The sequence below is a fragment of the Micromonospora sp. CNZ280 genome (assembly GCF_011759515.1).
In genome coordinates this window covers 2187818-2211061 of sequence record NZ_JAAOYP010000001.1, presented here as the reverse complement: position 1 = coordinate 2211061, position 23244 = coordinate 2187818, and the positions used below count along the sequence as shown (strand labels likewise).

The 23244-nt window shown below is 73.2% G+C and carries 19 protein-coding genes and 2 pseudogenes; 8 read left to right on the top strand and 13 right to left on the bottom strand.

Annotation, left to right across the window (positions count from 1 at the left end; genetic code table 11):
- The first annotated feature begins 132 nt into the window (after positions 1–132).
- Together FHX32_RS10525 and FHX32_RS10520 are read left to right on the top strand one after the other, a co-directional pair.
- A complete protein-coding gene (locus FHX32_RS10525) occupies positions 133–1215 on the top strand; it encodes a Glu/Leu/Phe/Val dehydrogenase dimerization domain-containing protein (RefSeq protein WP_167180599.1) in 1083 nt (360 codons plus the stop codon).
- Between the two features lie 293 nt (positions 1216–1508).
- On the top strand, positions 1509–1724 hold the full coding sequence (locus FHX32_RS10520; RefSeq protein WP_167180598.1) for a DUF3073 domain-containing protein: 216 nt from the start codon (positions 1509–1511) through the stop codon (positions 1722–1724).
- A 152-nt stretch (positions 1725–1876) separates the two neighbouring features.
- Here the strand turns inward: FHX32_RS10520 and amcA are convergent, their stop codons facing one another.
- From amcA to FHX32_RS10495, 5 genes are all read right to left on the bottom strand, one after another.
- Positions 1877–2110, bottom strand: coding sequence for a multiple cyclophane-containing RiPP AmcA (amcA, locus tag FHX32_RS10515; protein WP_167180597.1), 234 nt, complete (start codon positions 2108–2110; stop codon positions 1877–1879).
- The gene (gene amcB, locus FHX32_RS10510; protein WP_486481093.1) at positions 2082–3182 is read right to left on the bottom strand and encodes a cyclophane-forming radical SAM peptide maturase AmcB; all 1101 of its coding nucleotides are present in this window, start codon (positions 3180–3182) and stop codon (positions 2082–2084) included. The genes amcA and amcB overlap by 29 nt, the downstream gene beginning before the upstream one ends.
- 130 nt (positions 3183–3312) lie before the next feature.
- On the bottom strand, positions 3313–4467 hold the full coding sequence (gene purM / locus FHX32_RS10505) for a phosphoribosylformylglycinamidine cyclo-ligase (RefSeq protein ID WP_167180594.1): 1155 nt from the start codon (positions 4465–4467) through the stop codon (positions 3313–3315).
- 55 nt (positions 4468–4522) lie between these two features.
- Entirely contained in the window at positions 4523–6061 is a 1539-nt protein-coding gene (gene purF, locus FHX32_RS10500) for an amidophosphoribosyltransferase (protein WP_167180592.1), read from the bottom strand.
- 145 nt (positions 6062–6206) lie between these two features.
- Complete coding sequence (locus tag FHX32_RS10495) at positions 6207–6551, bottom strand: sterol carrier family protein (RefSeq protein ID WP_486481092.1); 345 nt, start codon at positions 6549–6551, stop codon at positions 6207–6209.
- Between the two features lie 132 nt (positions 6552–6683).
- Between FHX32_RS10495 and FHX32_RS10490 the strand changes: the two are divergent.
- Positions 6684–8722 (top strand): annotated as a pseudogene (locus FHX32_RS10490) (carboxypeptidase-like regulatory domain-containing protein).
- A gap of 311 nt (positions 8723–9033) precedes the next feature.
- On the opposite strand, the gene FHX32_RS10485 reads toward FHX32_RS10490, so the two are convergent.
- The 4 genes from FHX32_RS10485 to purS form a co-directional block, all read right to left on the bottom strand.
- Positions 9034–9789 carry a 2-phosphosulfolactate phosphatase gene (locus FHX32_RS10485; RefSeq protein WP_167182532.1) on the bottom strand — a complete coding sequence of 252 codons (756 nt, stop codon included), beginning with the start codon at positions 9787–9789 and terminating at the stop codon, positions 9034–9036.
- 4 nt (positions 9790–9793) lie between these two features.
- A complete protein-coding gene (gene purL, locus FHX32_RS10480) occupies positions 9794–12550 on the bottom strand; it encodes a phosphoribosylformylglycinamidine synthase subunit PurL (RefSeq protein WP_167180586.1) in 2757 nt (918 codons plus the stop codon).
- A gap of 70 nt (positions 12551–12620) precedes the next feature.
- Positions 12621–13304 carry a phosphoribosylformylglycinamidine synthase subunit PurQ gene (purQ, locus tag FHX32_RS10475; RefSeq protein WP_088996877.1) on the bottom strand — a complete coding sequence of 228 codons (684 nt, stop codon included), beginning with the start codon at positions 13302–13304 and terminating at the stop codon, positions 12621–12623.
- Positions 13301–13564: a phosphoribosylformylglycinamidine synthase subunit PurS gene (gene purS / locus FHX32_RS10470; RefSeq protein ID WP_167180584.1), complete on the bottom strand. Its 264-nt coding sequence runs from the start codon at positions 13562–13564 to the stop codon at positions 13301–13303. The genes purQ and purS overlap by 4 nt, the downstream gene beginning before the upstream one ends.
- Positions 13565–13975: 411 nt before the next feature.
- Here purS and FHX32_RS10465 point away from each other — a divergent pair, with 411 nt between their 5' ends.
- Together FHX32_RS10465 and FHX32_RS10460 are read left to right on the top strand one after the other, a co-directional pair.
- Positions 13976–14659, top strand: coding sequence for a trypsin-like serine protease (locus tag FHX32_RS10465; protein ID WP_167180582.1), 684 nt, complete (start codon positions 13976–13978; stop codon positions 14657–14659).
- Positions 14660–14682: 23 nt separating this feature from the next.
- Positions 14683–15250 (top strand): annotated as a pseudogene (locus FHX32_RS10460) (YbjQ family protein).
- 102 nt (positions 15251–15352) lie between these two features.
- On the opposite strand, the gene purB reads toward FHX32_RS10460, so the two are convergent.
- Both purB and FHX32_RS10450 read right to left on the bottom strand, forming a co-directional pair.
- Positions 15353–16777, bottom strand: a complete 1425-nt coding sequence (purB, locus tag FHX32_RS10455; RefSeq protein ID WP_167180580.1) for an adenylosuccinate lyase — start codon at positions 16775–16777, stop codon at positions 15353–15355.
- A 62-nt stretch (positions 16778–16839) separates the two neighbouring features.
- Positions 16840–17430, bottom strand: a complete 591-nt coding sequence (locus FHX32_RS10450) for a hypothetical protein (RefSeq protein WP_167180577.1) — start codon at positions 17428–17430, stop codon at positions 16840–16842.
- A 176-nt stretch (positions 17431–17606) separates the two neighbouring features.
- Here FHX32_RS10450 and FHX32_RS10445 point away from each other — a divergent pair, with 176 nt between their 5' ends.
- Positions 17607–18347, top strand: coding sequence for an SDR family oxidoreductase (locus tag FHX32_RS10445; RefSeq protein WP_167180575.1), 741 nt, complete (start codon positions 17607–17609; stop codon positions 18345–18347).
- A gap of 98 nt (positions 18348–18445) precedes the next feature.
- Here the strand turns inward: FHX32_RS10445 and FHX32_RS10440 are convergent, their stop codons facing one another.
- Positions 18446–20020 (bottom strand): sugar ABC transporter permease, encoded by a 1575-nt coding sequence (locus FHX32_RS10440; protein ID WP_167180574.1) that lies wholly within the window; start codon positions 20018–20020, stop codon positions 18446–18448.
- A 311-nt stretch (positions 20021–20331) separates the two neighbouring features.
- Between FHX32_RS10440 and FHX32_RS10435 the strand changes: the two genes are divergently transcribed.
- Positions 20332–20487: a hypothetical protein gene (locus tag FHX32_RS10435; RefSeq protein WP_167180573.1), complete on the top strand. Its 156-nt coding sequence runs from the start codon at positions 20332–20334 to the stop codon at positions 20485–20487.
- 47 nt (positions 20488–20534) lie between these two features.
- On the opposite strand, the gene FHX32_RS10430 is transcribed toward FHX32_RS10435, so the two are convergent.
- On the bottom strand, positions 20535–21827 hold the full coding sequence (locus FHX32_RS10430) for an acetyl-CoA C-acetyltransferase (protein ID WP_167180572.1): 1293 nt from the start codon (positions 21825–21827) through the stop codon (positions 20535–20537).
- 54 nt (positions 21828–21881) lie between these two features.
- Between FHX32_RS10430 and FHX32_RS10425 the strand changes: the two genes are divergently transcribed.
- Positions 21882–23243 (top strand): 3-oxoacyl-ACP reductase, encoded by a 1362-nt coding sequence (locus tag FHX32_RS10425; protein ID WP_167180571.1) that lies wholly within the window; start codon positions 21882–21884, stop codon positions 23241–23243.
- The last annotated feature ends 1 nt before the right edge of the window (position 23244 follow it).

The following is a 23244-nucleotide window of genomic DNA, read 5'->3' as shown; positions in this document are numbered from 1 at the left end:
CGCCGCCCCCCACGTGCCTGGGGCGACCGGACGGCGTCGGCCGATACTAGGCTCAGCGGCACCGGCAGCATCCCGCCGGCGTCCCACCAGGTCCGCGCCCCACAAGGACGCACACCGAAACAGGAGCAAGCCATGGGCGTATTCGCCAGCACCGACGACCCGGGATCGACCGGTCACGAACAGGTGGTCTTCTGCCAGGACAAGCAGACCGGCCTGAAGGCGATCATCGGCATCTACTCCACCGCGCTCGGGCCCGCGCTCGGCGGCACCCGGTTCTACCCGTACGACAGCGAGGAGGCGGCCCTCGCCGACGTGCTCGACCTGTCCCGCGGGATGGCCTACAAGAACGCCCTCGCCGGGCTGGACCTGGGCGGCGGCAAGGCGGTCATCTGGGGTGACCCCGAACAGATCAAGACTGAGGCGCTGCTGCGCGCGTACGGCCGCTTCGTGGAGTCGCTGGCCGGGCGCTACTACACCGCCTGCGACGTCGGCACCTACGTCGCCGACATGGACGTGATCGCCCGCGAGACGAGCTACGTGACCGGGCGCAGCGTCGAGCACGGCGGCGCCGGCGACTCGTCGATCCTCACCGCCTGGGGCGTGTTCCAGGGCATGCGGGCGGCCGCCGAGCACGTCTGGGGCGTCCCGACGCTGCACGGCAAGCGGGTCGGCGTGGCCGGCCTGGGCAAGGTCGGCAAGTACCTGGTCGGCCACCTGCTCGACGACGGCGCCGAGGTGGTGGCCACCGACGTCAACCCGAAGGCGCTGGAGTGGGCGCGCACCACCCACCCGCAGGTCACCCTGGTCGACGACGCCGCGACGCTGGTCGCCGCCGACATCGACGTGTACGCCCCGTGCGCGCTGGGCGGCGCGCTCAACGACGACACGGTGCCGGCGCTGCGCGCGAAGGTGGTCGCCGGGGCGGCCAACAACCAGCTCGCCCACCCGGGCATCGAGAAGCTGCTGGCCGACCGGGGCATCCTCTACGCCCCCGACTACGTGGTGAACGCCGGCGGTGTGATCCAGGTCGCCGACGAAATCGAGGGCTTCAACTTCGAGCGGGCCAAGCTGCGGGCCACCCGGATCTACGACACCACCCGGGAGATCCTCCAGCTCGCCGACGCCGAGGGCGTGCCGCCGGCGGTCGCCGCCGACCGGCTGGCCGAGCGGCGGATGGCCGACGTCGGCCGGCTGCGCACGATCCATCTGCGCTGACAGCCCACCGGGGGCGGGCCGTGCCGGTTCCGCCCCCGGGCCGGGGCACCCCGTTAAGCTGGGGATCGGGTCGGTTCGTGGGGATTCGTCCGGTGTCATGGGTGCTCGCGGCACCACTCCTTACCGGGTACACTGTGTGACGACCGGATAACCGCGACGCGCAGGGCCGGTCGACGGTAACCCGAGGTGCCGAACGGTGGCATCCCCATGTACCGTAAGAGCCACGAGAGATGCCTGACGTCATCGGGGCCCGCCTTCGGGCTGCCCCGCATTCTGTGCGAGGGGGTCGAGCCATGGGGCGCGGCCGTGCTAAGGCCAAGCAGACAAAGGTGGCCCGGGAGTTGAAGTACCACTCCCCGAACACCGACCTCGCCGCCTTGCAGCGAGAACTCGGCGGCAGCGGTAAGTCGGACCGCGACTTCGACGACGACTACAAAGAGTATGTCGACGACGATGACGAGGACCACGCCGACGACGACCCGGATCCCTGGGTACGTCCGTCCCGCTGACCCCTGGTCACATCTGAGCACGCGGTTGAGCTCCGCGTGCTCACGCATGTGCCCACCGGGAGCGGCGTAGCGACACACCGACGATCAGGGGCCTGCCAGCCGGACACCGTTCCGGCCGCCGCGGCAGGTCCCTGATCCCGGTGCCATACGCCTCAGCGCGGCCGGTTGTTCCAGTTGTAGAACGTCGGGATGTTCTCGAAGTGGTTCCAGGCGCAGACCGCGCTGGCACCGTCGCCGCCCGCCACCTCCGCCCGCAACCGTCGCGCGGCCTCGGCCTCGTGCAGCAGGGTGGTGAGCCCCGGGGCGGCTTCCCGCACCCGCTCGGCGACCCCCTCGGGGGCGGCACCCGCCACGCGCTCAGGCCGGTGACTGGTGGTCTCGGGCATGCTCCAACACTCCCTCCAGTAGGCGGATCTTGCTGTTGCGGCAGTGCTCGGTCTCCGTACCGTCAAAACGCCCCAGCTCGAAGTAGCGGTTGGCCGCGTGACCTCCGCCACAGAAGCCGAAGTAGGGGCAGGACGAGCGGCACGCCTCCACGCCGGTCAGGAACTCGCCCACCCAGGGCGTACCCGCCGCACCGGCCAGGATCTCGGCCAGCGGCGTGGCCAGCACGTTGCCACTGCTGAAGTCGCCGTACCGGGCGTCGGTGAAGCCGGCCAGCTCCGGCGAGAGCACGGTCACCGAGCCGTCGTGGCCGACCGTGGGGATCGGGTCCAGCCGACGCGGCAACAGGTCGTCGGCGGTGCCGTCCAGCACCGCCGCGGCGTACCGCAGCGACCACTCGACCTCCCGCAGGTGGATCCGCGGGTCCCGGCGCCAGGCCGCCACCAACTCCGCCCAGAAGGCGGTCACCACCCCGGCGTCGTGCGAGTTGCCGCGGGTGTTGACCCCCTCGGTCTCCTCGATGTTGATGCCGAGCACGTCGCAGCCGAGCCCGAGGAAGTAGTCGTACAGCTCGGCGGCCCGGCCCGGCTCCGGGCGGCTCACCACCGCCAGCGCCGAGAACGGCAGGCCGTGGCGACGCAGCGCGGCCACCCCGCGCAGGATCCGGTCGTACGCCGGCCGGCCGGCCCGGGTCACCCGGTCGCCGTTGCGTTCCCGCGGCCCGTCCACGCTCACGCTCACCCGCACCCGGTGCTCGGCGAAGAACGCGCACCAGGCGTCGTCGATCAGCGTGGCGTTGGTCTGGACGTGGTGCTCGACCTCCGGCCCGAACGGCGCGAACAGCGCGGCCAGGTGCTCCCGGCCGACGGCCAGCGGCTCACCGCCGTGCCACACCACCGAGAACCGGCCGTCCGCCGCCCACGGGTTGACCGACGCCGCGACCGCCTCGGCCACCGGCACCGGCATCCGCCGGTCCGCCGACCGGAAGGGCAGATAGCAGTACGCGCAGTCCAGGTTGCAGAGGGTGGTGGGCTGCATCACGACGTACGACGGAACGGCGGCCAGGCCGCGCATTCCGCTGAACGACTGTCCCCGAGCAGCCATCGCCCTCCTCCGCTGTGCCTGAGGGTGCCCTTCAGGCTAGGCGGCGATGGCCACTCGGGTGAAGCCCTGATCAGGTGCCCGTACGATCACCAGAGCGTGATCATCCGCGGGTGTGGTGACCGATCATCTGCACGTTGCCGGAGCCCTCGATGATCTCGCCGGCCTGCCACGCGTCGACGCCCCGCCCGGTCAGCGTGGCCAGCGCGCGGTCGGCGTCCTCCGCCGACACGATGGCGAACATGCCCACGCCCATGTTGAAGGTCGCCTCCATCTCCGGATCCTCGATCCGGCCCTTGGCCTGGATCAGGTCGAAGATCGGCTGCGGCTTCCAGGTGGAGCGGTTGACCACGGCGTCCACGTGCTCCGGCAGCACCCGGACCAGGTTGCCCGGGATGCCGCCGCCGGTGACGTGGGCCAGCGCCCGCACCTCGGCCTCGGCGATCAGCTTGAGGCAGTCCTGCGCGTAGATCTTGGTCGGAGTGAGCAGTTCCTCGCCGAGCGTCCGCTGCCGGCCGAAGTCCTCGATCACCACGTCCAGCCGCATCCGGCCGGCGCCGAGCAGCACGTGCCGCACCAGGGAGTAGCCGTTGGAGTGCAGGCCGGAGGAGCGCATCGCGATGACCACGTCGCCCACCTCGACCCGCTCCGGGCTGAGGATCTCGCTCTCCTCCACCACGCCGACGCCGGTGGCGGAGATGTCGTACTCGTCCGGCCGCAGCACGCCTGGGTGCTCGGCGGTCTCGCCGCCCAGCAGCGCACAGCCGGCGTACCGGCAGCCGTCGGCGATGCCCGCCCCGATCTCGGCGACCTTGTCCGGCACGACCTCGCCGGTGGCGATGTAGTCGAGCAGGAAGAGCGGCTCCGCGCCGCAGGCGACCAGGTCGTCGACGACCATCGCGACCAGGTCGATGCCGACCGTGTCGTGGATGTCCATCTGCTGGGCGATCACCAGCTTGGTGCCCACGCCGTCGGTGGACGAGGCCAGGATCGGGTTCTTGTACTTCTTGGTGTCCAGCCGGAACAGGCCGGCGAAGCCACCCAGGTCGCCCAGCACCTCGGGCCGCCGGGTCTGGCGCACCTTGGACTTCAGCAGCTCGACCGCGCGGTCGCCCGCCTCGATCGACACGCCGGCGTCCGCGTACGAGACCGAGCGTTTGCGCGCCTGGCGGCCGGTGCCGGCCGTCCAGGGCTGGCGCTCGCCGCCGGCGCCGGTCGGGCTGCTTCCTGCGCCGCTGCGCTCGGACACGTGCGTCACGGTTCTCCCCTTTGTGGTTCTCGGCGCCGTGGCGGTGGCCGGGGCGCCAGTGGTGCTACGGGCGGTGTGCGGTCGCGCCGCCCGGAGTGGCGACGAGTGGCGGGGTGGTGCGTTCCAGGGCGTCCGGGGTGTTCGCGACCCGGCGACCCACCCCTTCGAGCACGTGCTTGCCGATCAGGTTGCCGGCCGGCAGCTCGATCGGGTACTCCCCGTCGAAGCAGGCGCGGCACAGCCGGGTCTTCGGCTGCTCGGTGGCGGCGATCAGCCCGGGCAGGGACACGTAGCCGAGCGTGTCGGCGCCGATCGAGCGGCGGACGCCCTCGGTGTCCAGGCCGTTGGCCAGCAGCTCGGCGCGGGTGGCGAAGTCGATGCCGTAGAAGCACGGCCACTTCACCGGCGGCGAGGAGATGCGTACGTGCACCTCCAGCGCGCCGGCCTCGCGCAGCATCCGGACGATCGCCCGCTGGGTGTTGCCGCGCACGATCGAGTCGTCGACCACGACCAGCCGCTTGCCGCGCACGTTCTGCCGCAGCGGGTTGAGCTTGAGCCGGATGCCGAGCTGGCGCAGGGTCTGCGAGGGCTGGATGAAGGTCCGCCCGACGTACGGGTTCTTCATCAGGCCGGCGCCGTAGGTGATGCCGGATTCCTCGGCGTAGCCGATCGCCGCCGGAGTGCCCGACTCCGGCACCGGGATCACCAGGTCGGCCTCGACCGGGTGCTCCTTGGCCAGCTGGCGGCCGATCTGCACGCGGGCCGCGTGCACGTTCCGGCCGGCGATGGTGGCGTCCGGGCGGGCGATGTAGACGTACTCGAAGAGGCAGCCCTTGGGCTCCGGGACGGCGAACCGGGTGGAGCGCAGCCCGTCCTCGTCGATGGCGATCAGCTCGCCGGGCTCCACCTCGCGCACCACGCTCGCGCCGACGATGTCCAACGCCGCGGTTTCGCTCGCCACCACCCAGCCGCGCTCCAGCCGGCCGAGCACCAGCGGGCGTACGCCGTGCGCGTCGCGGGCCGCGTAGAGCGTCGACTCGTCCATGAAGACGAAGCTGAACGCGCCGCGCAGCTGCGGCAGCACCTCCAGCGCGGCCGCCTCGACGGAGAGGTCGGGCCGGCTGGCCAGCAACATGGTCACCAGCGAGGTGTCGTTGGTCGAGCCGTCCGCGACGAGGCCCCGCTCGGCGACCTCGCGCTGTAGCTCGGCGGTGTTGACCAGGTTGCCGTTGTGGGCCAGCGCGATGGTCGTGCCGGAACTCGTCGACCGGATGGTCGGCTGGGCGTTCTCCCAGGTCGACCCGCCGGTGGTGGAGTAGCGGGCGTGCCCGATCGCGACGTGGCCACGCAGGCTGGCCAGGGTCGGCTCGTCGAAGACCTGGGCGACCAGGCCGAGATCCTTGTAGACCACCACGCCGGAGCCGTCGCTCACCGCGATGCCGGCCGCCTCCTGACCCCGGTGCTGCAGCGCGTAGAGCCCGAAGTAGGTGAGGTTGGCGACCTCCTCCCCGGGCGCCCAGACGCCGAAGACGCCACACGCGTCCTGTGGGCCGGGTCGTTGGGGGTCAAGGTCGTGGCTCAGCCGGCCGTCGCCTCGGGGCACCTGCCGCTCCCTCATGCTGATCTGGACTGGCCTGGCGGATCACGGGGGCGACCCACACGTCTCGGCCGGGACCTCTGTCGTCGCCTGACAGTGTACGCGAATCGGTGTCGATACAGAAAGTCACGAAACCGCTCCGATGCGTTACCTAGATCGCTTCCCCGTCCGCATGGAGCGGCAGGTATTCGGCAAGATCCGCCCGGATCCCACTCACCGATACGCGACCCTGCGTAACCGCCCGTTCCCAGTCGATCCGCCCGGTCGCCAGCTCCAGCCAGGTACGCGGATCCGTCTCCACCACGTTCGGCGGCGTGCCACGGGTGTGTCGGGGACCGGGAATGCACTGAACTGCACCGTAAGGTGGGACACGCACCTCCACCGATCGGCCGGGGGCGCGATCCGCGAGGGCGGTCAACAGGGCACGGACCGCCTCTCGGAGCACCGGTCGTTCGGGGGTACGCCCCTCGTCGAGCGCCGACAACGCCGCCGTCACCGCGGCGGACTTAATGTGCGGAGAGGACACCACGGGACGATACGACTCAGCCGGAGCCGGCCCGACGCTGGCCCTGGGTCGCGCTGATCCGGTCAGACAAGGCATAGTTGCCGACGGCGTATTCGTACCGTGATGATCCCCGGCCGGCGCCCGCCGGTCCAGGGAAGTCAGCCCGGAAGGCGGTGGACGTGTCAACACACCGACGAGCCTGGAAGCAGCGGGCCGGTGTGGTCGTGGCGCTGGTCGTCGGCGCCCTGCTCGCCGTCCCCGCCACACCAGCCCAGGCCGCGCCCAACGTCACAAACGTGTCAGCCTCGCCCGGCACTGTGGAAGCTGGCAAGACCACGAAGATCAGCTACACGCTCACCTTCGATGATGGTGCAGAACCGGCCGACGTCAGCGTCAGCTCGAACAACTCGAAGCTGACCTGCGTCGACGGATGCGATCGCGGCCGGGTCAACTCCAGCGGCACCTTCGACGCCACCTTCCGGCTCGCTGACGACGCGGCCGACGGAACCGCCCGGATCACTGTCAAGGCCACCGACTCCAGCGGCCCCCTGAAGCAGTCGCGGGAAGGGTTCACCAACGTCACCCTCGTCGGGAAGCCGGCAGCACCGCAGACCGTCCGGTCGGTCTCCGGGAAGGTGGTCAAGCAGGCCGACGGCAGCTCCGTGCCGAACGCCGTGGTGATTCTCCAGGACGCCAACAACAAGCGGTTCGAGGCGGTCAGCGACGACAGCGGCAACTTCCGCTTCACCGGCACCAGCGACAAGCCGATCGCCCCGGGCCGGCTCGCCGTCGGCGCGAGCTTCGACAACATCCTCGCCACCAAGAGCTTCACCGCCAATGCCGGGCAGAGTGTCACCGGCATCCGCGTCGCGCTGGCGATCAAGGTCGAGGTGACGCCGAGCGCGACCCCGTCGGCGTCCGAGGAGCCGCTGCCGACCGACGAGGCCACCGACGAGACGACCGAGGAGACGCCGGAGGCGACGGCGGGCGCGGCGAACAACGCCAGCAGCTCCGACGGCGGCGGCATGGGCTCCTACCTGATCATCCTGCTCGGCGGCCTGCTGGTCGCGGCGGGTGTCGGCACCATCGTGCTGCTCTGGATGAAGCGCCGGGAGAACACCGACGACGCCGACGGGGACGCCCCGGTGGGTGCCGCCGCCGGTGCCGGCGCGGTCCCGGCCGCCCGGGGCGCGTACCGGGGCGCGGACGACCAGACCCGGGTGGTGAACGGGGTCGGCGCTGGACCGGACCGGACCATGGTTGCCGGCGGCGGGTCGCTCGCCGACGCGCCGACGATGATGCACCGGCCAGTGGTCGACGACGTGCCGCCGGACCCGTACGGCGCCCCGCCGCAGCCGTACGGCGCCGCGAGCCCGCAGTCGGGCTGGGCAGGTGCCGGCTACGGCGACGAGCCGGCTGGCCCGGGTGGCTACGGCGGCGGTTACGGCAACGCCCCGTCCTCCGGTGGCGGCTACGGCAACGCCCCGTCCTCCGGTGGCGGCTACGGCAACGCCCCGTCCTCGGGCGGCGGCTACGGCAACGCGCCCTCGTCCGGTGGCGGCTACGGCAACGCGCCCTCCTCCGGCGGCGGCTACGGTAGCCGGGACTACGGCGCCCCGGCCGGTGGCGCCGCCGGCTACCCGCCCAACGGCGGCGGCTACGGCGACCGGTACGACGAGCCGACCGGCCGGTACACCGGCGACGCCACCCAGTACCCGGCCCCCGCCGACCCGTACGCGACCGGCGCCTACCAGCCCGACCCGGGCGGGTACGGCCAGCCGGACCCGGCCCCCTACGGTCGCGGCGGTGAGCCCAACGGTGGCTACGACCAGGGCGGCTACGGCCAGCCGGACCCGGCCCCCTACGGCCGGGGCGGCGAGCCGGCCGGCGGGTACGACAAGGGCGGCTACGGCCAGCAGGGCGGCTACCGCCAGGAGCCGCCGACCCAGCGCGGCGGCTACGACGGCGGCTACGACCAGGGCGGCTACGGCCAGCAGGGCGGCTACGGCCAGGAGCCGCCGACCCAGCGCGGCGGCTACGACGGCGGTTACGACCAGGGCGGCGGTTACTACGGCGACCAGCCGCAGGGCGGGCGTGGCCGGCCGGACGGCCCGCCGCCGCAGGACCGGGGCGGCCGCCGGCTGGACTGGCTGGACGACTGACCACCAGGGCCCTCCGGCCCGCACGAACACCGAAAAGGCCGCCCGGTCGACCGGGCGGCCTTTTCCGTTCGCCGCCGTCGCCGGGGAATGCCCCGCTGGTGTGGCGTCGCCCCTGGCCGAGGCGACACGCCCGAAGCACCGTGCGGACGCCCCGCTGGCGCGGATGGGCGCGCCACACGTCGGGCAGCACGCGGGAAGCGGATCGCACCGAAGCTGCGCCGATGCGGATGGGCGCGGCACCCGCTGGCCGGGGCGGGCCGTCGGGGCAGCACGGACGGCACGGTTCGCCGAGCGATCGCCGCGCGGTGGGGTCAGGCGGCGGAGAAGACGCCGGAGCGGAGCACCGGAACAACATCCGAGACGCCGACTTGTGCCGCGATCTCGACGTCCTGGGCGAAGCCGCCCTCGATCAGCTCCCGGCCCGAGACGCAGCCCCGGACGGCGGCCGGCACGTCCGGGGTGCTGGCCAGCGCGGCGAGCGCCATGGCCGCCTCCACGGAGAGCCCGCCCGGCACGTTCGACACCGCATCCAGCACGCAGGCCGCCCCGAGCTGGTCCTCCACCGAGGGTCGCAGTGACCCGTCCGGCCAGCGCTCGCCGGCGGCGATCACGCCGACCGGCGCGTCCGTCGAGCCGTACCCCTGTCGCTGGAGCCAGCGGCCGACGGCGCGGGCGTTGCGCAGGCAGGCCGCGACCACCGGCAGGCCGGTGGCGCTGGCCGCGGCGCTGATCGCCGAACCGTTCGGCGAGGGCAGCACCAGGTCGGCGACGACCGGGGCGGTGCTCAGCGCCGCCGGCGAGAGCGACCACGGATGCTCGGGGGTGGTCCTCCGGCGGCCCACCGCGGCGACCGCACCGACCCGGCGGGCGTACTCGGCGGCCTGCTCGCCCCACGGGAACGGGTGCACCCGCATGCCGCGGCCGACCGCCACCTCGACGGCGGTGGTGAACGAGAGCACGTCCACCACCACCAGCGCCGCGCAGACCCGGCCGAGCTCGGCCGCCCCGCTCAGCCCCCAGTCGAACCGGGCGCCCGAACCGGGTTGCGCGTAGACCGCCGCGGCCAACGCCTCAGCGCTGATCGGGCGCGGCGGGCTGCTCGCCGTCACCGGCGTCGGTCGCCTCGGCGGCAGCCTCGGCCGGCTCGCCGCGGTCAGCAGCCTCGGCCGGCTCGTCGGCGGCGGCCTGGGCGGGATCCGCCGCAGCCTCGGGGGCCTCGTCGGCGGCCGGGGCGACGGGCTCCGCCGCACCGGTCCGCGGGGTCGGTCCGGCCGACGCGATCGGCTCGGACTCGACGCTCGCCGGGTCCACCGGCGCCACCTCGGCGGCCGGCTCGGTGACCGGCAGCGGCACCGCCTCGGCGGCACCGGCCACGCCGGTCGCCGGCGCCGGCACCTCGGCGACCTCGGCACCGGAGAAGAGGCGCGGCAGGGTCGCGGTGTGCGCGGCGCGCAGCTCGTCCAGGCCGATCCGGAACTGCCCGTGCACCTCCAGCGCACCGCCGGCCGGGTCGGTGACGCCGATCAGCTCGAACGGCACCCCGCGCTCGGCGCAGAGGGCGGTGAACGCCTTCTCGTGGCCGCGCGGCACCGAGACCAGCACCCGCCCGGCGGACTCGCTGAACAGGTAGACGAACGGCATCGAGCCGCCGGCGAACCGCTCCGGCACCGCGACCCGGGCGCCGACGCCGCGCCGCAGGCAGGACTCGACCAGGCTCTGCGCCAGACCGCCGTCGGAGAGGTCGTGCGCCGAGCTGAGGTGCCCGACCCGGGCGGCCTCCGCGAGCAGCTCGCCCAGCGCCCGCTCGTGCGCCAGGTCGACCTGCGGCGGTACGCCGCCGAGGTGCTCGTGGGTGACCCAGGCCCACTCCGAGCCGGAGAGCTCCACGTGCGTCTCGCCGAGCAGGAAGAGCTGGTCGTGGTCGCCGTTTGGCCGGGGCACGAAGCCCATCGGCACCCGGTTGGCCACGTCGTCGAGGACGCCCAGCACGCCGACCACCGGAGTCGGGTGGATGGCCGCGGCGCCGGTCTGGTTGTAGAAGCTGACGTTGCCGCCGGTGACCGGGATGCCCAGCTCGGCGCAGCCGTCGGCCAGGCCGCGGACGGCCTCGGCGAACTGCCACATCACGCCCGGGTCCTCCGGCGAGCCGAAGTTCAGGCAGTTGGTGACCGCGATCGGCTTCGCTCCGGTGACCACCACGTTGCGGTACGCCTCGGCGAGCGCCAGCTTGGTGCCGTGGTACGGGTCGAGCCGGGCGTACCGGCCGTTGCCGTCCACCGACAGCGCGACGCCGAGCCCGGTCCGTTCGTCGATCCGGATCACGCCGGAGTCCTCCGGCTGGGCCAGCACGGTGTTGCCCAGCACGTACCGGTCGTACTGCTCGGTGACCCAGGTCTTGTCGGCCAGGTTGGGCGACGCGACCATGCGCAGCACGGTCTCGCGCAGCGCCTCCGGGTCGGCCGGCCGGGGCAGCGTCTCGGCCCGGTCGGCCTGGAGCAGGATCAGGTCGGCCGGCTCGCGCATCGGGCGGGCGTAGACCGGACCGTCGTCGACCAGCGAACCCGGCGGGACGTCGACCACCAGGTGGTCCCGCCAGGTGATCACCAGCCGGCCCGGCTGGCCGTCCGGCGCCGGCGGGGTGACCTCGCCGATGGCGGTGGCCCAGACGCCCCACTTCTCGGCGGTCTTGAGCACCGCGTCGAGCTTCTCCGGCTCGACGACCAGCAGCATCCGCTCCTGCGACTCGCTGGCCAGGATCTCGTGCGGCTCCATCGAGGGCTCGCGCAGCGGCACCCGCTCCAGCCAGACCCGCATGCCGGTCCCGGCCGCGGCGGCGGTCTCGGTGAGCGCGCAGGTCAGGCCGGCGCCGCCGAGGTCCTGGATGCCGACGACCAGCTCGGCGTCGTACAGCTCCAGGCACGCCTCGATGAGCAGCTTCTCCATGAACGGGTCGCCGACCTGGACGGACGGGCGCCGCTCCTCGCTGCCCTCGTCGAAGGTGGCGCTGGCGAGCACGGAGACGCCGCCGATGCCGTCCCGGCCGGTCTTGGCGCCCATCAGCACCACGATGTTGCCCGGCCCGGCGGCGGCCTTGTTCTGCAGCCGGTTGACCGGCAGCACGCCCAGGCAGAGCGCGTTGACCAGCGGGTTGCCCTGGTAGCACGGGTCGAAGACGACCTCGCCGCCGATGTTCGGCAGGCCCAGGCAGTTGCCGTAGCCGCCGATGCCGGCCACCACGCCGGGAAGCACCCGGGCGGTGTCCGGGTGGTCGGCGGCGCCGAAGCGCAGCGGGTCCATCACCGCCACCGGGCGGGCGCCCATGGCGAGGATGTCCCGGACGATGCCGCCGACGCCGGTGGCCGCGCCCTGGTAGGGCTCGACGAAGCTCGGGTGGTTGTGCGACTCGACCTTGAAGGTCACCGCCAGCTCGTCGGAGACCCGCACCACGCCGGCGTTCTCGCCGATGCCGGCGAGCAGCCGGTCGCTCGGCGGGGCCTTCTCACCGAACTGGCGCAGGTGCACCTTGCTGGACTTGTAGGAGCAGTGCTCGCTCCACATGATCGAGTACATGGCCAGCTCGGCCTGGGTGGGCCGGCGGCCGAGGATGTGCCGGATCCGCTCGTACTCGTCGTCGCGGAGCCCGAGCTCGGCGTACGGCTGGAGCTCGCCCGGGGTGCCACCGGCGCGCGGCACGGTGTCCACGCCGTCGGCCCAGTCGGCGGGCGCCGAACCGGCGGCCGGCGCGGCCGGCGGCACGTCGGCGGCCGCCCGCGGCTCAACCGGGGCGACCTCCGGGGTCTCCCGTACCGGGTCCGGGTGGGTGGTCATGACCTCTCCTCGCTGCGCTCGTGGCCGCCCTGCGGGCGGGTGAGCCGACCGATGATCCCGCCGCGACCGGTCACGCCGGCGCCCCCACCAGGTGCTTGAGGACCGAGGTGAAGAAGCCGAGACCGTCCAGGGAGGGGCCGGTCAGCTCCTCCACCGCGTGCTCGGGATGCGGCATGATGCCGACGACGTTGCCGGCGGAGTTGGTGATCGCCGCGATGTCGCGCTGCGACCCGTTCGGGTTGCCGCCGATGTACCGGGCGACCACCCGGCCCTCGGCCTCGAGCTGGTCCAGGGTCGCGGGGTCGGCGACGTAGCAGCCCTCGCCGTTCTTGACCGGGATCAGCACCTCCTGGCCGGGCTGGAAGGTGTTGGTCCAGGCGGTGCCGACCGACTCGATGCGGAGGAACTGGTCGCGGTTGCGGAAGTGCAGGTGCTGGTTGCGGGTCAGCGCGCCGGGCAGCAGGTGGGCCTCGCAGAGGATCTGGAAGCCGTTGCAGATGCCGAGCACCGGCAGGCCGCCCCGGGCCGCGTCCACGATCGTCTCCATCACCGGGGCGAACCGGGCGATGGCGCCGCAGCGCAGGTAGTCACCGTAGGAGAAGCCGCCGGGCAGCACGACCGCGTCCACCCCGTGCAGCGCCGGGTCGCCGTGCCAGAGGCGGACCGGCTCGGCGCCGGCGATCCGGACGGCCCGGGCCGCGTCCCCGTCGTCGAGCGAGCCGGGGAACGTCACCACACCGACCCGCGCGGTCACGAGCGGGCGTCCGCGGTCTCGTCGGCCTCGACCAGGCGGACCGTGAAGTCCTCGATGACCGGGTTGGCGAGCAGCTTGTCGGCGATCTCCCGGGCCCGGTCCAGGTCCGGTTCACCGGTGAACTCGATCTCGATCCGCCTGCCGATCCGGACCGAGGCGACGTCGTTGACGCCGAGCCGGGGCAGCGCGTTTGCGACGGCCTGGCCCTGCGGATCGAGGATCTCGGGCTTGAGCATGACGTCGACGACGACGCGAGGCACTGGGCACTCCTGACTGTGTACGCAGTTGGGTGCCGACCCACAACGGGCGAGCGCAGCCAGCCTACCTGGCAGATCCCGCCCCGGCCGCACCGGCCGGACGCGGGTCAGGCAGTGATCGACGTAATCGGCGGCGGGCCGGTGGGACCGATGCCGAGTCGTTGCGATCCCGATGCGTGTTCGTTGCCGCGCGCGCCGTTTCGCCCGGTTCGACCGGTCCAGCGATCCGAACCGGACCATCCCCGCCAGGACATCGGCGAATTTCGATGAAACTCTTGTGAACGACATCTCAAGGCCCTACGGTACATCGTCGGACGTCGATGATTGTCCCCGGCCGCCGGGCCACCCCCGCCCGCCGACCGGCAGGCCGGACCCGGCGAACCCGGGTCCATCCCCGCAGAAGGAGCCCCCGCAATGCGCATCCGATCCCTGGTCGCGATCCTCGCCACCACCGCGGCCACCCTGCTCGGTGCCAGCTCCGGCGCCGTCGCCGCGCCGGCCGGCCCGGACCCGATCATCGGCGGCGGCACCGTCTCGTCCGCCCCGTGGGCGGCCGCGGTGTTCAGCAACGGCTCGTTCACCTGCTCCGGCACGATCATCGCCCCGCAGTGGGTGCTCACCGCCCGGCACTGCCTCGGCGGCTCGATGTCGGTCCGGGTGGGCAGCGTCTACCGCTCCTCCGGCGGCGTCACCCGCACCGTCAGCGCCACCTACAGCCGCTACGACCTGGCCCTGATGCGGCTGTCCAGCTCGGTGAGCACCTCGTACGTCACCCTGGCCAGCAGCAACCCGCCGATCGGCTCGACCAACTCGATCTACGGCTGGGGCATGACCTGCTACAGCGGCTGCTCCGCGTCCAGCCAGCTGAAGACCGCGAGCGTCCGGGTGACCAGCAACAGCGCCACCGACGCGTACGGCGGCCAGGCGATCCGGAGCACCCGGATCAACGGCAACGCGTGGCGGGGCGACTCGGGCGGCCCGCAGTTCTACAACGGCCGCCAGGTCGGCGTCGCCTCGACCGCCGACGGCTACAGCATCCAGAACTACGGCAGTGTCGCCTACAACCGGGCCTGGATCACCTCGGTGGCCGGTGTCTGACGGTTAGCGCCCGGGCGGCGCGGATGGTCGGCGACGTGCCGGGCCGTCCGCGCCGCGCCGTTTTGCAGCATCCGATCAGGTGAACAACCCTCACGATGAGGTGCGGGGTCCCCTGACAGCATCGGAAACGTGCTGGTCGTGACGACGGAGCAACTACCCGGGTACGAGATCCGCCAGATTCTCGGCGAAGTGGTGTCATCGATGGCCAGGACGCGGAACCCGTACCGCGAGGGGGTCAAGAACCTGCGCGGTGGCGCGTACGACCCGATGGCGCCGGACAACCTCACCCGGTGGCGTACCGACTCGGTGGCCCGGCTCGGCGAGGAGGCCCGCCGGCTCGGCGCGAACGCCGTGGTGGGCATGCGGTTCGACAGCCGCGACTGCGGCGAGATGTGGATGGAGATCTGCGCGTACGGCACGGCGGTGATCGTGGTACCCAAGGTGCCTGACGTCATGCCGCCCGACCAGCCGCTGGTCGCCGCGGAGACCGCGCACGAGGGCGAGATCGCGGAGGCCCCCGGCGGCATCGCCGAGCCGGCCAGCGCCCCCAACCTCCGCACCGCCGCCGAAACCCCCACCCGCGACACCTGACCCACCCACTCCGCCCAGCTCGGGTTGATCATGAAGTTGTTGCCACCCGCCTCGGCGTGTCGTGGCATCACCTTCATGGTCGACACCGTCAGGGGCGGGGACTCAGAGGATGGGGGGTGGGGTGTAGGTGGCGGCGGTGGGGTGGGCGTCGAGCACGGCGGCCACCCGGCGGGCGACGGACTCGACCTGGGCGGGGGCGGCGCCGACGAAGGCCGTGCGGTCGGCGACCAGGGCGTCGATCTCGGCGCGGGACAGCCCGAGCCGGTCGTCGGCGGCGAGGCGGTCGAAGAGGTCGTTCTCGGCGGCCCCCTTCTCCCGCATGTTCAGCGCCACGGCGACGGCGTGCTCCTTGATCGACTCGTGCGCCGCCTCGCGCCCGACGCCGCGCCGGACCGCCGCCACCAGGATCTTGGTGGTGGCCAGGAACGGCAGGAACCGCTCCAGCTCCCGGTTGATCACCGCCGGGTACGCCCCGAACTCGTCCAGCACGGTGAGGAAGGTCTGGAACAGCCCGTCGGCGGCGAAGAACGCGTCCGGCAGGGCCACCCGGCGGACCACCGAGCAGGAGACGTCCCCCTCGTTCCACTGGTCGCCGGCCAGCTCGCCGACCATCGACAGGTAGCCCCGGATGATCACCGCGAAGCCGTTCACCCGCTCGCTCGATCGGGTGTTCATCTTGTGCGGCATCGCGCTGGAGCCCACCTGACCCGGCTTGAAGCCCTCGGTCGCCAGCTCCTGGCCGACCATCAGCCGGATCGTGGTGGCCAGCGACGACGGCGCGGCGGCGACCTGGGCCAGCGCGGAGAGCACCGCCAGGTCGATCGAGCGCGGGTAGACCTGGCCGACGCTGTCCAGCACCCGGGTGAAGCCGAGGTGCCCGGCCACCCGGCGCTCCAGCTCGGCCACCTTGTCGGCGTCGCCGTCGAAGAGGTCGAGCTGGTCGGCGGCGGTGCCCACCGGGCCCTTGATGCCGCGCAGCGGGTACCAGTCGATCAGGTCGGCCAGCCGCTCGTACGCGATCAGCAGCTCCTCGGCGGCCGACGCGAAGCGCTTGCCCAGCGTGGTGGCCTGCGCCGCGACGTTGTGCGACCGGCCGGTCAGCACCAGGTCGGAGTGCTCGACGGCGAGCCGGGCCAGCCGGGCCAGGGTGGCCACCACCCGGTCCCGGATCAGCTCCAGCGAGCGGCGCACCTGGAGCTGCTCGACGTTCTCGGTGAGATCCCGGGAGGTCATCCCCTTGTGCACGTGCTCATGCCCGGCGAGCGCGCTGAACTCCTCGATCCGGGCCTTCACGTCGTGCCGGGTGACCCGCTCGCGCTCGGCGATCGCGGCCAGGTCGACCTGGTCGAGCACCCGCTCGTACGCCTCGACCACCCCGCCCGGCACCGGCACCCCGAGGTCGCGCTGCGCCCGGAGCACGGCGAGCCAGAGCCGCCGCTCCATCCGGACCTTCTCCTCCGGCGACCAGAGGGCGACCAGTTCGGGCGATGCGTACCGGTTGGCGAGCACGTTCGGGATCGTCGTCACGGCCCTCATTCTCCCGTACCGGCCGGTCACCGCCGCACCGGCATGGCCCGGACGGGCCGAGGTCACACCTCCGGGATGTCGTGCACCGTCGCGCTCACCACGAGGGTCTTCGTCTGCTTGCCGCTGGAGTTGCGGACCGTCAACAGGTAGGTGTGCCGCTGGACGTCACCCTCGGAGCCGGAGCAGGGGAAGTTCAGCGTCTCGCTGCCGGTGGGCGGGAGGTTGTCGGCGTACACGCCCGGGCCGTCGACCGAGAGCGCGACGGAGTCGACGTCGCTGGCCTTCCACTCCACGGTCACCGGGGTGCCCGGGATCGGGTTGGCGCTGGTCCCGGCCGGGCAGGACGGTTTCCGGGCGACCCGGAAATAGTCGATGGTCGGGCCGGCGGAGCGCGCGGCACCCGTCGTCGACCCGCTGCCGGGCCGCCCAGTGCTGCCGCCACCCGTCGACCCGGCGTCGGTCGTGTCCCGGGCGGCGGGCGTTGCGGTCGCCGCCGCGTCGGGCGGGGACGCCGTCGCGTCCGCCGGTGCCTCGGTGACCGTGGTGGTGGCGGTGGCCTTCGTGTCGTTCGTGCCGCCGGACGAGCAGCCGGTGACCGCCAGCGCGGCGGCCAGCACGACGACGGGGGTACGGAGCAGGGTTTGCCGGCGCATGACAGCTCCCTCGCGAGTGCCGCCGCCGTTCGGTCGGGCGGGCTGCGTCCACGGTAGTGACGGCGGGCAATACGCCGCCCTCCCCCCATCGGCCCGAACCGGCCGCGCCGAACCGCCGCCGGCGGGGCCGGCTACCATGATCAGCCTCCTGAGTAGACCGACGGAATGGGGGAGGCGTGGCCAGCCTTGCCGGTAGGGTCGCCCTGGTCACGGGCGGCAGTCGCGGTATCGGTGCCTCGGTCGTACGCCGATTGGCGCAGGACGGCGCCGACGTGGCGTTCACGTATCGCGAGGCGGAGCAGAGCGCCAAGGCGGTCGTCGCCGACGTCGAGTCGCACGGCCGCACCGGCCTGGCGATCCGCGCGGACAGCGCCGACGCGAGCGCGCTGACCGGCGCGGTCCAGCGCGCCGTCGCCGAGTTGGGACGGCTGGACATCCTGGTCAACAACGCCGGCGTCTTCTCGTCCGGACCGTTCGAGGAGGTCAGCCTCGACTACCTGGACCGGGCCATCGCCGTCCACGTACGGGGGGTGTTCCTGGTGACCCAGGCGGCGGTGCGCCACCTCGGTGACGGCGGTCGGATCGTCAACATCGGCAGCAGCTTCGCCAGCCGCGTCCCGGCTCCCGGGGTGAGCGCCTACGCCATGACCAAGAGCGCGATCAACGGCCTGACCCGGGCGCTCGCCCGCGAGCTCGGCCCGCGCGGGATCACCGTGAACCTGGTCCTTCCCGGCTCCACCGACACCGACATGAACCCGGCGGACAGCGCCGGCGCCGACGCCCAGCGGTTGCACATCGCGCTCGGCCGGTACGGGACGCCGGCCGACGTGGCGGCGACGGTCAGCCACCTGGTGGGCGAGGGCGGACGGCACATCACCGGCGCGTCGATCGCCATCGACGGTGGCGCCACCGTCTGACCCGGACCGGACCGGCACGCGCCGCGGTCGCGCCCTCCCGACCGCGCGGGTGGCGGTATCCGCACCGGCGGACACCGCCACCTGCCGCAGCCGGTCGATCAACCGCGCTTCGACCCGCCGGAGACGACGAGGCGGTCCAGGTAGCCCAGCTGCAACGCCAGGAACGCGGCCAGGAAGAGCAGCAGCATCGGCAACGGCAGCACCTGGGCGACGAAGCCCCGCATCGTTTCCGGGTCGCCGAACGACTGCGCGAGCCGCAGGAGGACCAGGTTCGCCGCCGGCGCGTGCTGGACGTCCCGCACGACGAGCTGTGGCCACAGCCAGCTCTGCGCGTCGACCAGCCAGCTCAGCAGCCCGGCCCCGGCCAGCATCGGCAGGGCGGGCAGCAGCATCGTCGAGGCGAACCGGCCGCCGGCCGCCCAGCGGTCCCGCTGGCCCCGGAAGAACAGGGTGAACACCACGAGCGCGGGGATCGAGAGCCAGCCCGGCGGGATCAGCCCGACGAAGGTGTCGAGCTGGTCGGCCTCCTGGGCCCGGATGAAGTGGGCGATGGCCAGCGGGCCGTCGCCGACGAAGAGCCAGGGCGCGAAGGGCAGCAGGAGCAGCTCGCTGGCCCGGCCGAGCGGGCGCAGGCCGCCGATGGCGAAGCCGGCGAGCGCGGCGAGGCCCACCCCGACCACCGCCGGGATCAGCGGCGGAAGCCAGGTGTTGACCAGGATCCGGCCGGTGGAGACGCCGGACGGCAGTGGCGGCGCGTCGGCGGTGAGCAGCCGCAGCCACGGCGCCAGCACGTACCCGAGCGCGCCGAGGATGGCCACCAGCCCCACGGCCAGCGCACCGAGCACGACCGGGTTCCGCTCGGCGGGCGCCGCGCCCGCCGGACGGTCGCGCCAACCGGTAAGGGTGATCCGGGTGCGGGTCACCAGGAGCAGGCCGACGGCGAGGACGCCGAGCACCGCCAGCAGCGCCAGCAGCAGCACGCTGCCGGCGGCGCCGACGCCGAAGTCGAGGCGGCTCATGCTCTCCCGCACGATCCGCACCATCGGGCCGGTCCGCTCGTCGCGGCCACCGCCGAGGACGGGCCACTGCAGGGACCAGGACTGCACGGCCACCGCGACGACGGTCATCCCGAGCACGCCGCCGACGGCGAGGGCCGCCGGAACGGACCGGCCACCGCCGGGGCGGCGGCGCAGCGCTGCCAGGAAGGCGGTCGCACCGACCGCGACCACCAGCCCGGCCACCAGCAGTGCCCCGGTGCGTACGGCGGTCAGCGTGGGCGCCTGCGTCCAGGCGTCCCGGTCGGTCTCGAACCGGTCCATGGTCCATGCCAGCCCGACGGCGAGCGGGGCGTAGGCGGCCAGCGGCAGGGCCAGCAGCGCCCGGGTCACCAGGCGCGGCACCCGGCCGGCCCGCGCCGCGGCGAACGCGAGCAGCGGGGCGACGAGCAGCGCGAGCAGCAGCGGCACGAGTGCGAGCAGCAGCGCGTGGCCCAGGTCGCCGAGGAACCCGCGCTCGATCACCTGCGCGTAGTTGTCGCCGCCGGCCGGCTCGCTCGGGCCGCCCGGGATCCGCCCCCGCCGGAAGCTCTCCGCCAGCGTGCTGACCGACGGGAGCACGTACGACCAGAGCAGGGCGACGGCCGCCGGCACCAGCAGCACCAGGCCGGTGATCACCTGGGCACCACGGCCGATCCCGACGCCCCCGGTCGGCGTGCGAGGCGCCGGGGCCGGCATCGGTGGCGCGGGGTTGGCTCGGGGATCGGACGCGGACGTCGGGGTGGCTGACACGGGACTGTCCTTCGGTCGACTGGGAAGCCGTCCCAGGCTAGGCCACCGGGCCCGGACCCGCGCCGAGGCGGCGGTCCAGATCGGAGTCACGGATGTCACAACCGGTAAATGACTTTGTGCCGACGATAACTGTCCCTCTGTACAGGACGGCCGATTCGGCGGGTCACCGTCGGGCGGGATCGCCTGGTTCTCCGGCGGTGCCGCTGTACAAGGGTGACGACTTCTGCGGCCGGGGCAGCTTCGTCAGCGGATCCGGCGGCTGGACCGCCGACGGCAAGGTCATCTACAACATCAACAACGATGGCAAGGGCGACTTCGTCTGGTCCCTGACCGGTTCCCCGGCGATCAACTGACCGGTACGGCTGCCCCGGCTGGTCGATCGCCGGGGCAGCCGTACCGGTCAGCGTTCCAGGATGGCAGTCACGCCCTGGCCGCCGGCCGCGCAGATGGAGATCAGGCCCCGGCCGCTGCCCTTCTCGGCGAGGAGCTTGGCCAGGGTGGCCACGATCCGGCCGCCGGTAGCCGCGAACGGGTGCCCGGCCGCCAGCGACGAGCCGTTGACGTTGAGCCGATCCCGGTCGATCGCGCCGAGCGGGGCGTCCAGGCCGAGCCGGTCCTTGCAGAACTCCGCCGACTCCCAGGCCGCCAGGGTGGCCAGCACCTGCGAGGCGAACGCCTCGTGGATCTCGTAGTAGTCGAAGTCCTGCAGGGTGAGCCCGGCCCGGGCCAGCATCCGCGGCACCGCGTACGCGGGGGCCATCAGCAGCCCCTCGTCACCGTGCACGAAGTCCACCGCCGCCGCCTCCGACCAGCTGAACCAGGCCAGCACCGGCAGGCTGTGCGCGCGGGCCCACTCCTCGGAGGCGAGCAGCACGGTGGACGCCCCGTCGGTCAGCGGGGAGGAGTTGCCGGCGGTCATGGTGGCCCGCTCGGCGTCCGGCCCCTTGGCGCCGAAGACCGGCTTCAGCGAGCCGAGCTTGTCCAGGCTGGTGTCGGGACGCAGGTTCTGGTCCCGGGTCAACCCGAGGTAGGGCGTCATCAGGTCGTCGAAGAAACCCCGGTCGTACGCGGCGGCGAGCCGCTGGTGTGAGCGGAGCGCCAGCTCGTCCTGGGCCTGCCGGTCGATGTTCCAGCGCAGCGCGGTGCGGGCCGCGTGCTCGCCCATGGACAGCCCGGTGCGCGGTTCGGCGTTGCGCGGGATCTCCGGCTTGAACGGCTGCGACGGGCGCAGCTTCGCGGTGAGCCGCAGCCGCTCGCCCAGGGTGCGGGCGCTGTTCAGCTTGATCAGCGTGCGGCGCAGCTCCTCGTTGACCGCCAGCGGCGCGTCCGAGGTGGTGTCGACCCCGCCGGCGATGCCGACGTCGATCTGCCCGAGGGCGATCTTGTTGGCGACCAGGATGGCCGCCTCCAGCCCGGTGCCGCAGGCCTGCTGGATGTCGTAGGCGGGGGTGTGCGGGTCGAGCCGGGAACCGAGCACCACCTCGCGGGTGAGGTTGAAGTCCCGGGAGTGCTTCAGCACCGCCCCGGCAACCACCTCGCCGACCCGCTCGCCGGCCAGCCCGTAGCGGGCGACCAGCCCGTCGAGCGCCGCGCCGAGCAGGTCCGCGTTGGACGCGCTCGCGTAGCGGGAGTTGGAGCGGGCGAAGGGGATGCGGTTGCCACCGATGACCGCTACCCGTCGGATGTTCTGCACGATCCGCCTCCTGGAAAGTCTTGCCCGAACCCTACTCGTCAGTAGGCTACGCCTATGACCGACAGGTACGCGAGCTTCGTCCAATCGGGGGCCGGCCGCGCGCTGGTCAAGCGCCTCGGGCTGCCCGACCCGCCGCGACTGCGCCGGTACACCCCCGGCGACCCCCTCCTGCCCGGGCCGGCCCTGCTCGGCGAGGCGGCCACCGGCGGCCGCCTCGCCGAGCCGATCGGCAAGATCCTCACCGCCGCCGGGGTCGAGGTGCGCGACCCCGCCGCCGACACCGACGCCGCCGCCCGCTTCGGCGCCCTGGTGTACGACGCCACCGGAATCACCGACTCCACCGGGCTGCGGCAGCTCTACGACTTCTTCCACCCGCGGGCCCGCTCGGTGCTGCCCAGCGGCCGGGTGATCGTGCTCGGCACCCCGCCCGCCGAATGCGGCACGCCCCGGGAGGCCACCGCACAGCGGGCCCTGGAGGGGCTGACCCGCAGCATCGGCAAGGAGTTCGGCCGGGGCGTCACCGCTCAACTGGTATCCGTCACCGCCGGCACCGATGCGGGCACCCTGACCAGCCTGGAAGCGACGCTCCGGTTCCTGCTCTCCGGCCGGTCCGCGTACGTCTCGGGGCAGGTCGTCCGGATCGGCGCCGGGCGGGCCGAGCCGCCGGCCGACTGGGACCGCCCGTTGGACGGGCAGGTCGTGCTGGTCACCGGCGCGGCCCGGGGCATCGGGGCGGCGCTGGCCCGGGTGCTGGCCCGGGACGGCGCCCAGGTGGTGGCGCTGGACATCCCGGCCGCCGGGGACGAGCTGGCCGCGGTGGCGAACGAGATCGGCGGCAGCGCCGTGCAGCTCGACCTGACCGCCCCGGACGCCCCGACCCGGCTAGCCGACCACCTGGCCGCCCGGCGCGGCCGGGTCGACGTGGTGGTGCACAACGCCGGCATCACCCGGGACAAGACCCTCGGCCGGATGGACGCCGACCGCTGGGACTCGGTCATCGACGTCAACCTCTCCAGCCAGGAACGGATCAACGACGTGCTGCTGGAGCGGGAGCTGATCCCGGCCGGCGGCCGGCTCGTCTCTGTCTCGTCGATCGCCGGCATCGCCGGCAACCGCGGCCAGACCAACTACGCCACCAGCAAGGCCGGGGTGATCGGGCTGGTCGACTCGCTCGCCCCGGCGCTGCGCGACCGGCAGATCAGCGTCAACGCGGTCGCCCCCGGGTTCATCGAGACCCGGCTTACCGCCCGGATCCCGCTGATGCTGCGCGAGGCGGGCCGACGGATGAACAGCATGTCCCAGGGCGGCCTGCCGGTCGACGTGGCGGAGACCATCGGCTGGCTGGCCTGGCCGGCCTCCGGCGCGGTCAGCGGCAACGTGGTCCGGGTCTGCGGCCAGAGCCTGCTGGGGGCCTGAG

Excerpts from the sequence above, each read along its gene's own strand:
- FHX32_RS10425 (WP_167180571.1), top strand. The coding sequence starts at position 21,882 with ATGACCGACAGGTACGCGAGCTTCGTCCAATCGGGGGCCGGCCGCGCG.
- FHX32_RS10450 (WP_167180577.1), bottom strand. The coding sequence starts at position 17,430 with ATGCGCCGGCAAACCCTGCTCCGTACCCCCGTCGTCGTGCTGGCCGCC.
- FHX32_RS10520 (WP_167180598.1), top strand. The coding sequence starts at position 1,509 with ATGGGGCGCGGCCGTGCTAAGGCCAAGCAGACAAAGGTGGCCCGGGAG.
- amcB (WP_486481093.1), bottom strand. The coding sequence starts at position 3,182 with ATGCGCGGCCTGGCCGCCGTTCCGTCGTACGTCGTGATGCAGCCCACC.
- FHX32_RS10465 (WP_167180582.1), top strand. The coding sequence starts at position 13,976 with ATGCGCATCCGATCCCTGGTCGCGATCCTCGCCACCACCGCGGCCACC.
- amcA (WP_167180597.1), bottom strand. The coding sequence starts at position 2,110 with ATGCCCGAGACCACCAGTCACCGGCCTGAGCGCGTGGCGGGTGCCGCC.
- FHX32_RS10525 (WP_167180599.1), top strand. The coding sequence starts at position 133 with ATGGGCGTATTCGCCAGCACCGACGACCCGGGATCGACCGGTCACGAA.
- purL (WP_167180586.1), bottom strand. The coding sequence starts at position 12,550 with ATGACCACCCACCCGGACCCGGTACGGGAGACCCCGGAGGTCGCCCCG.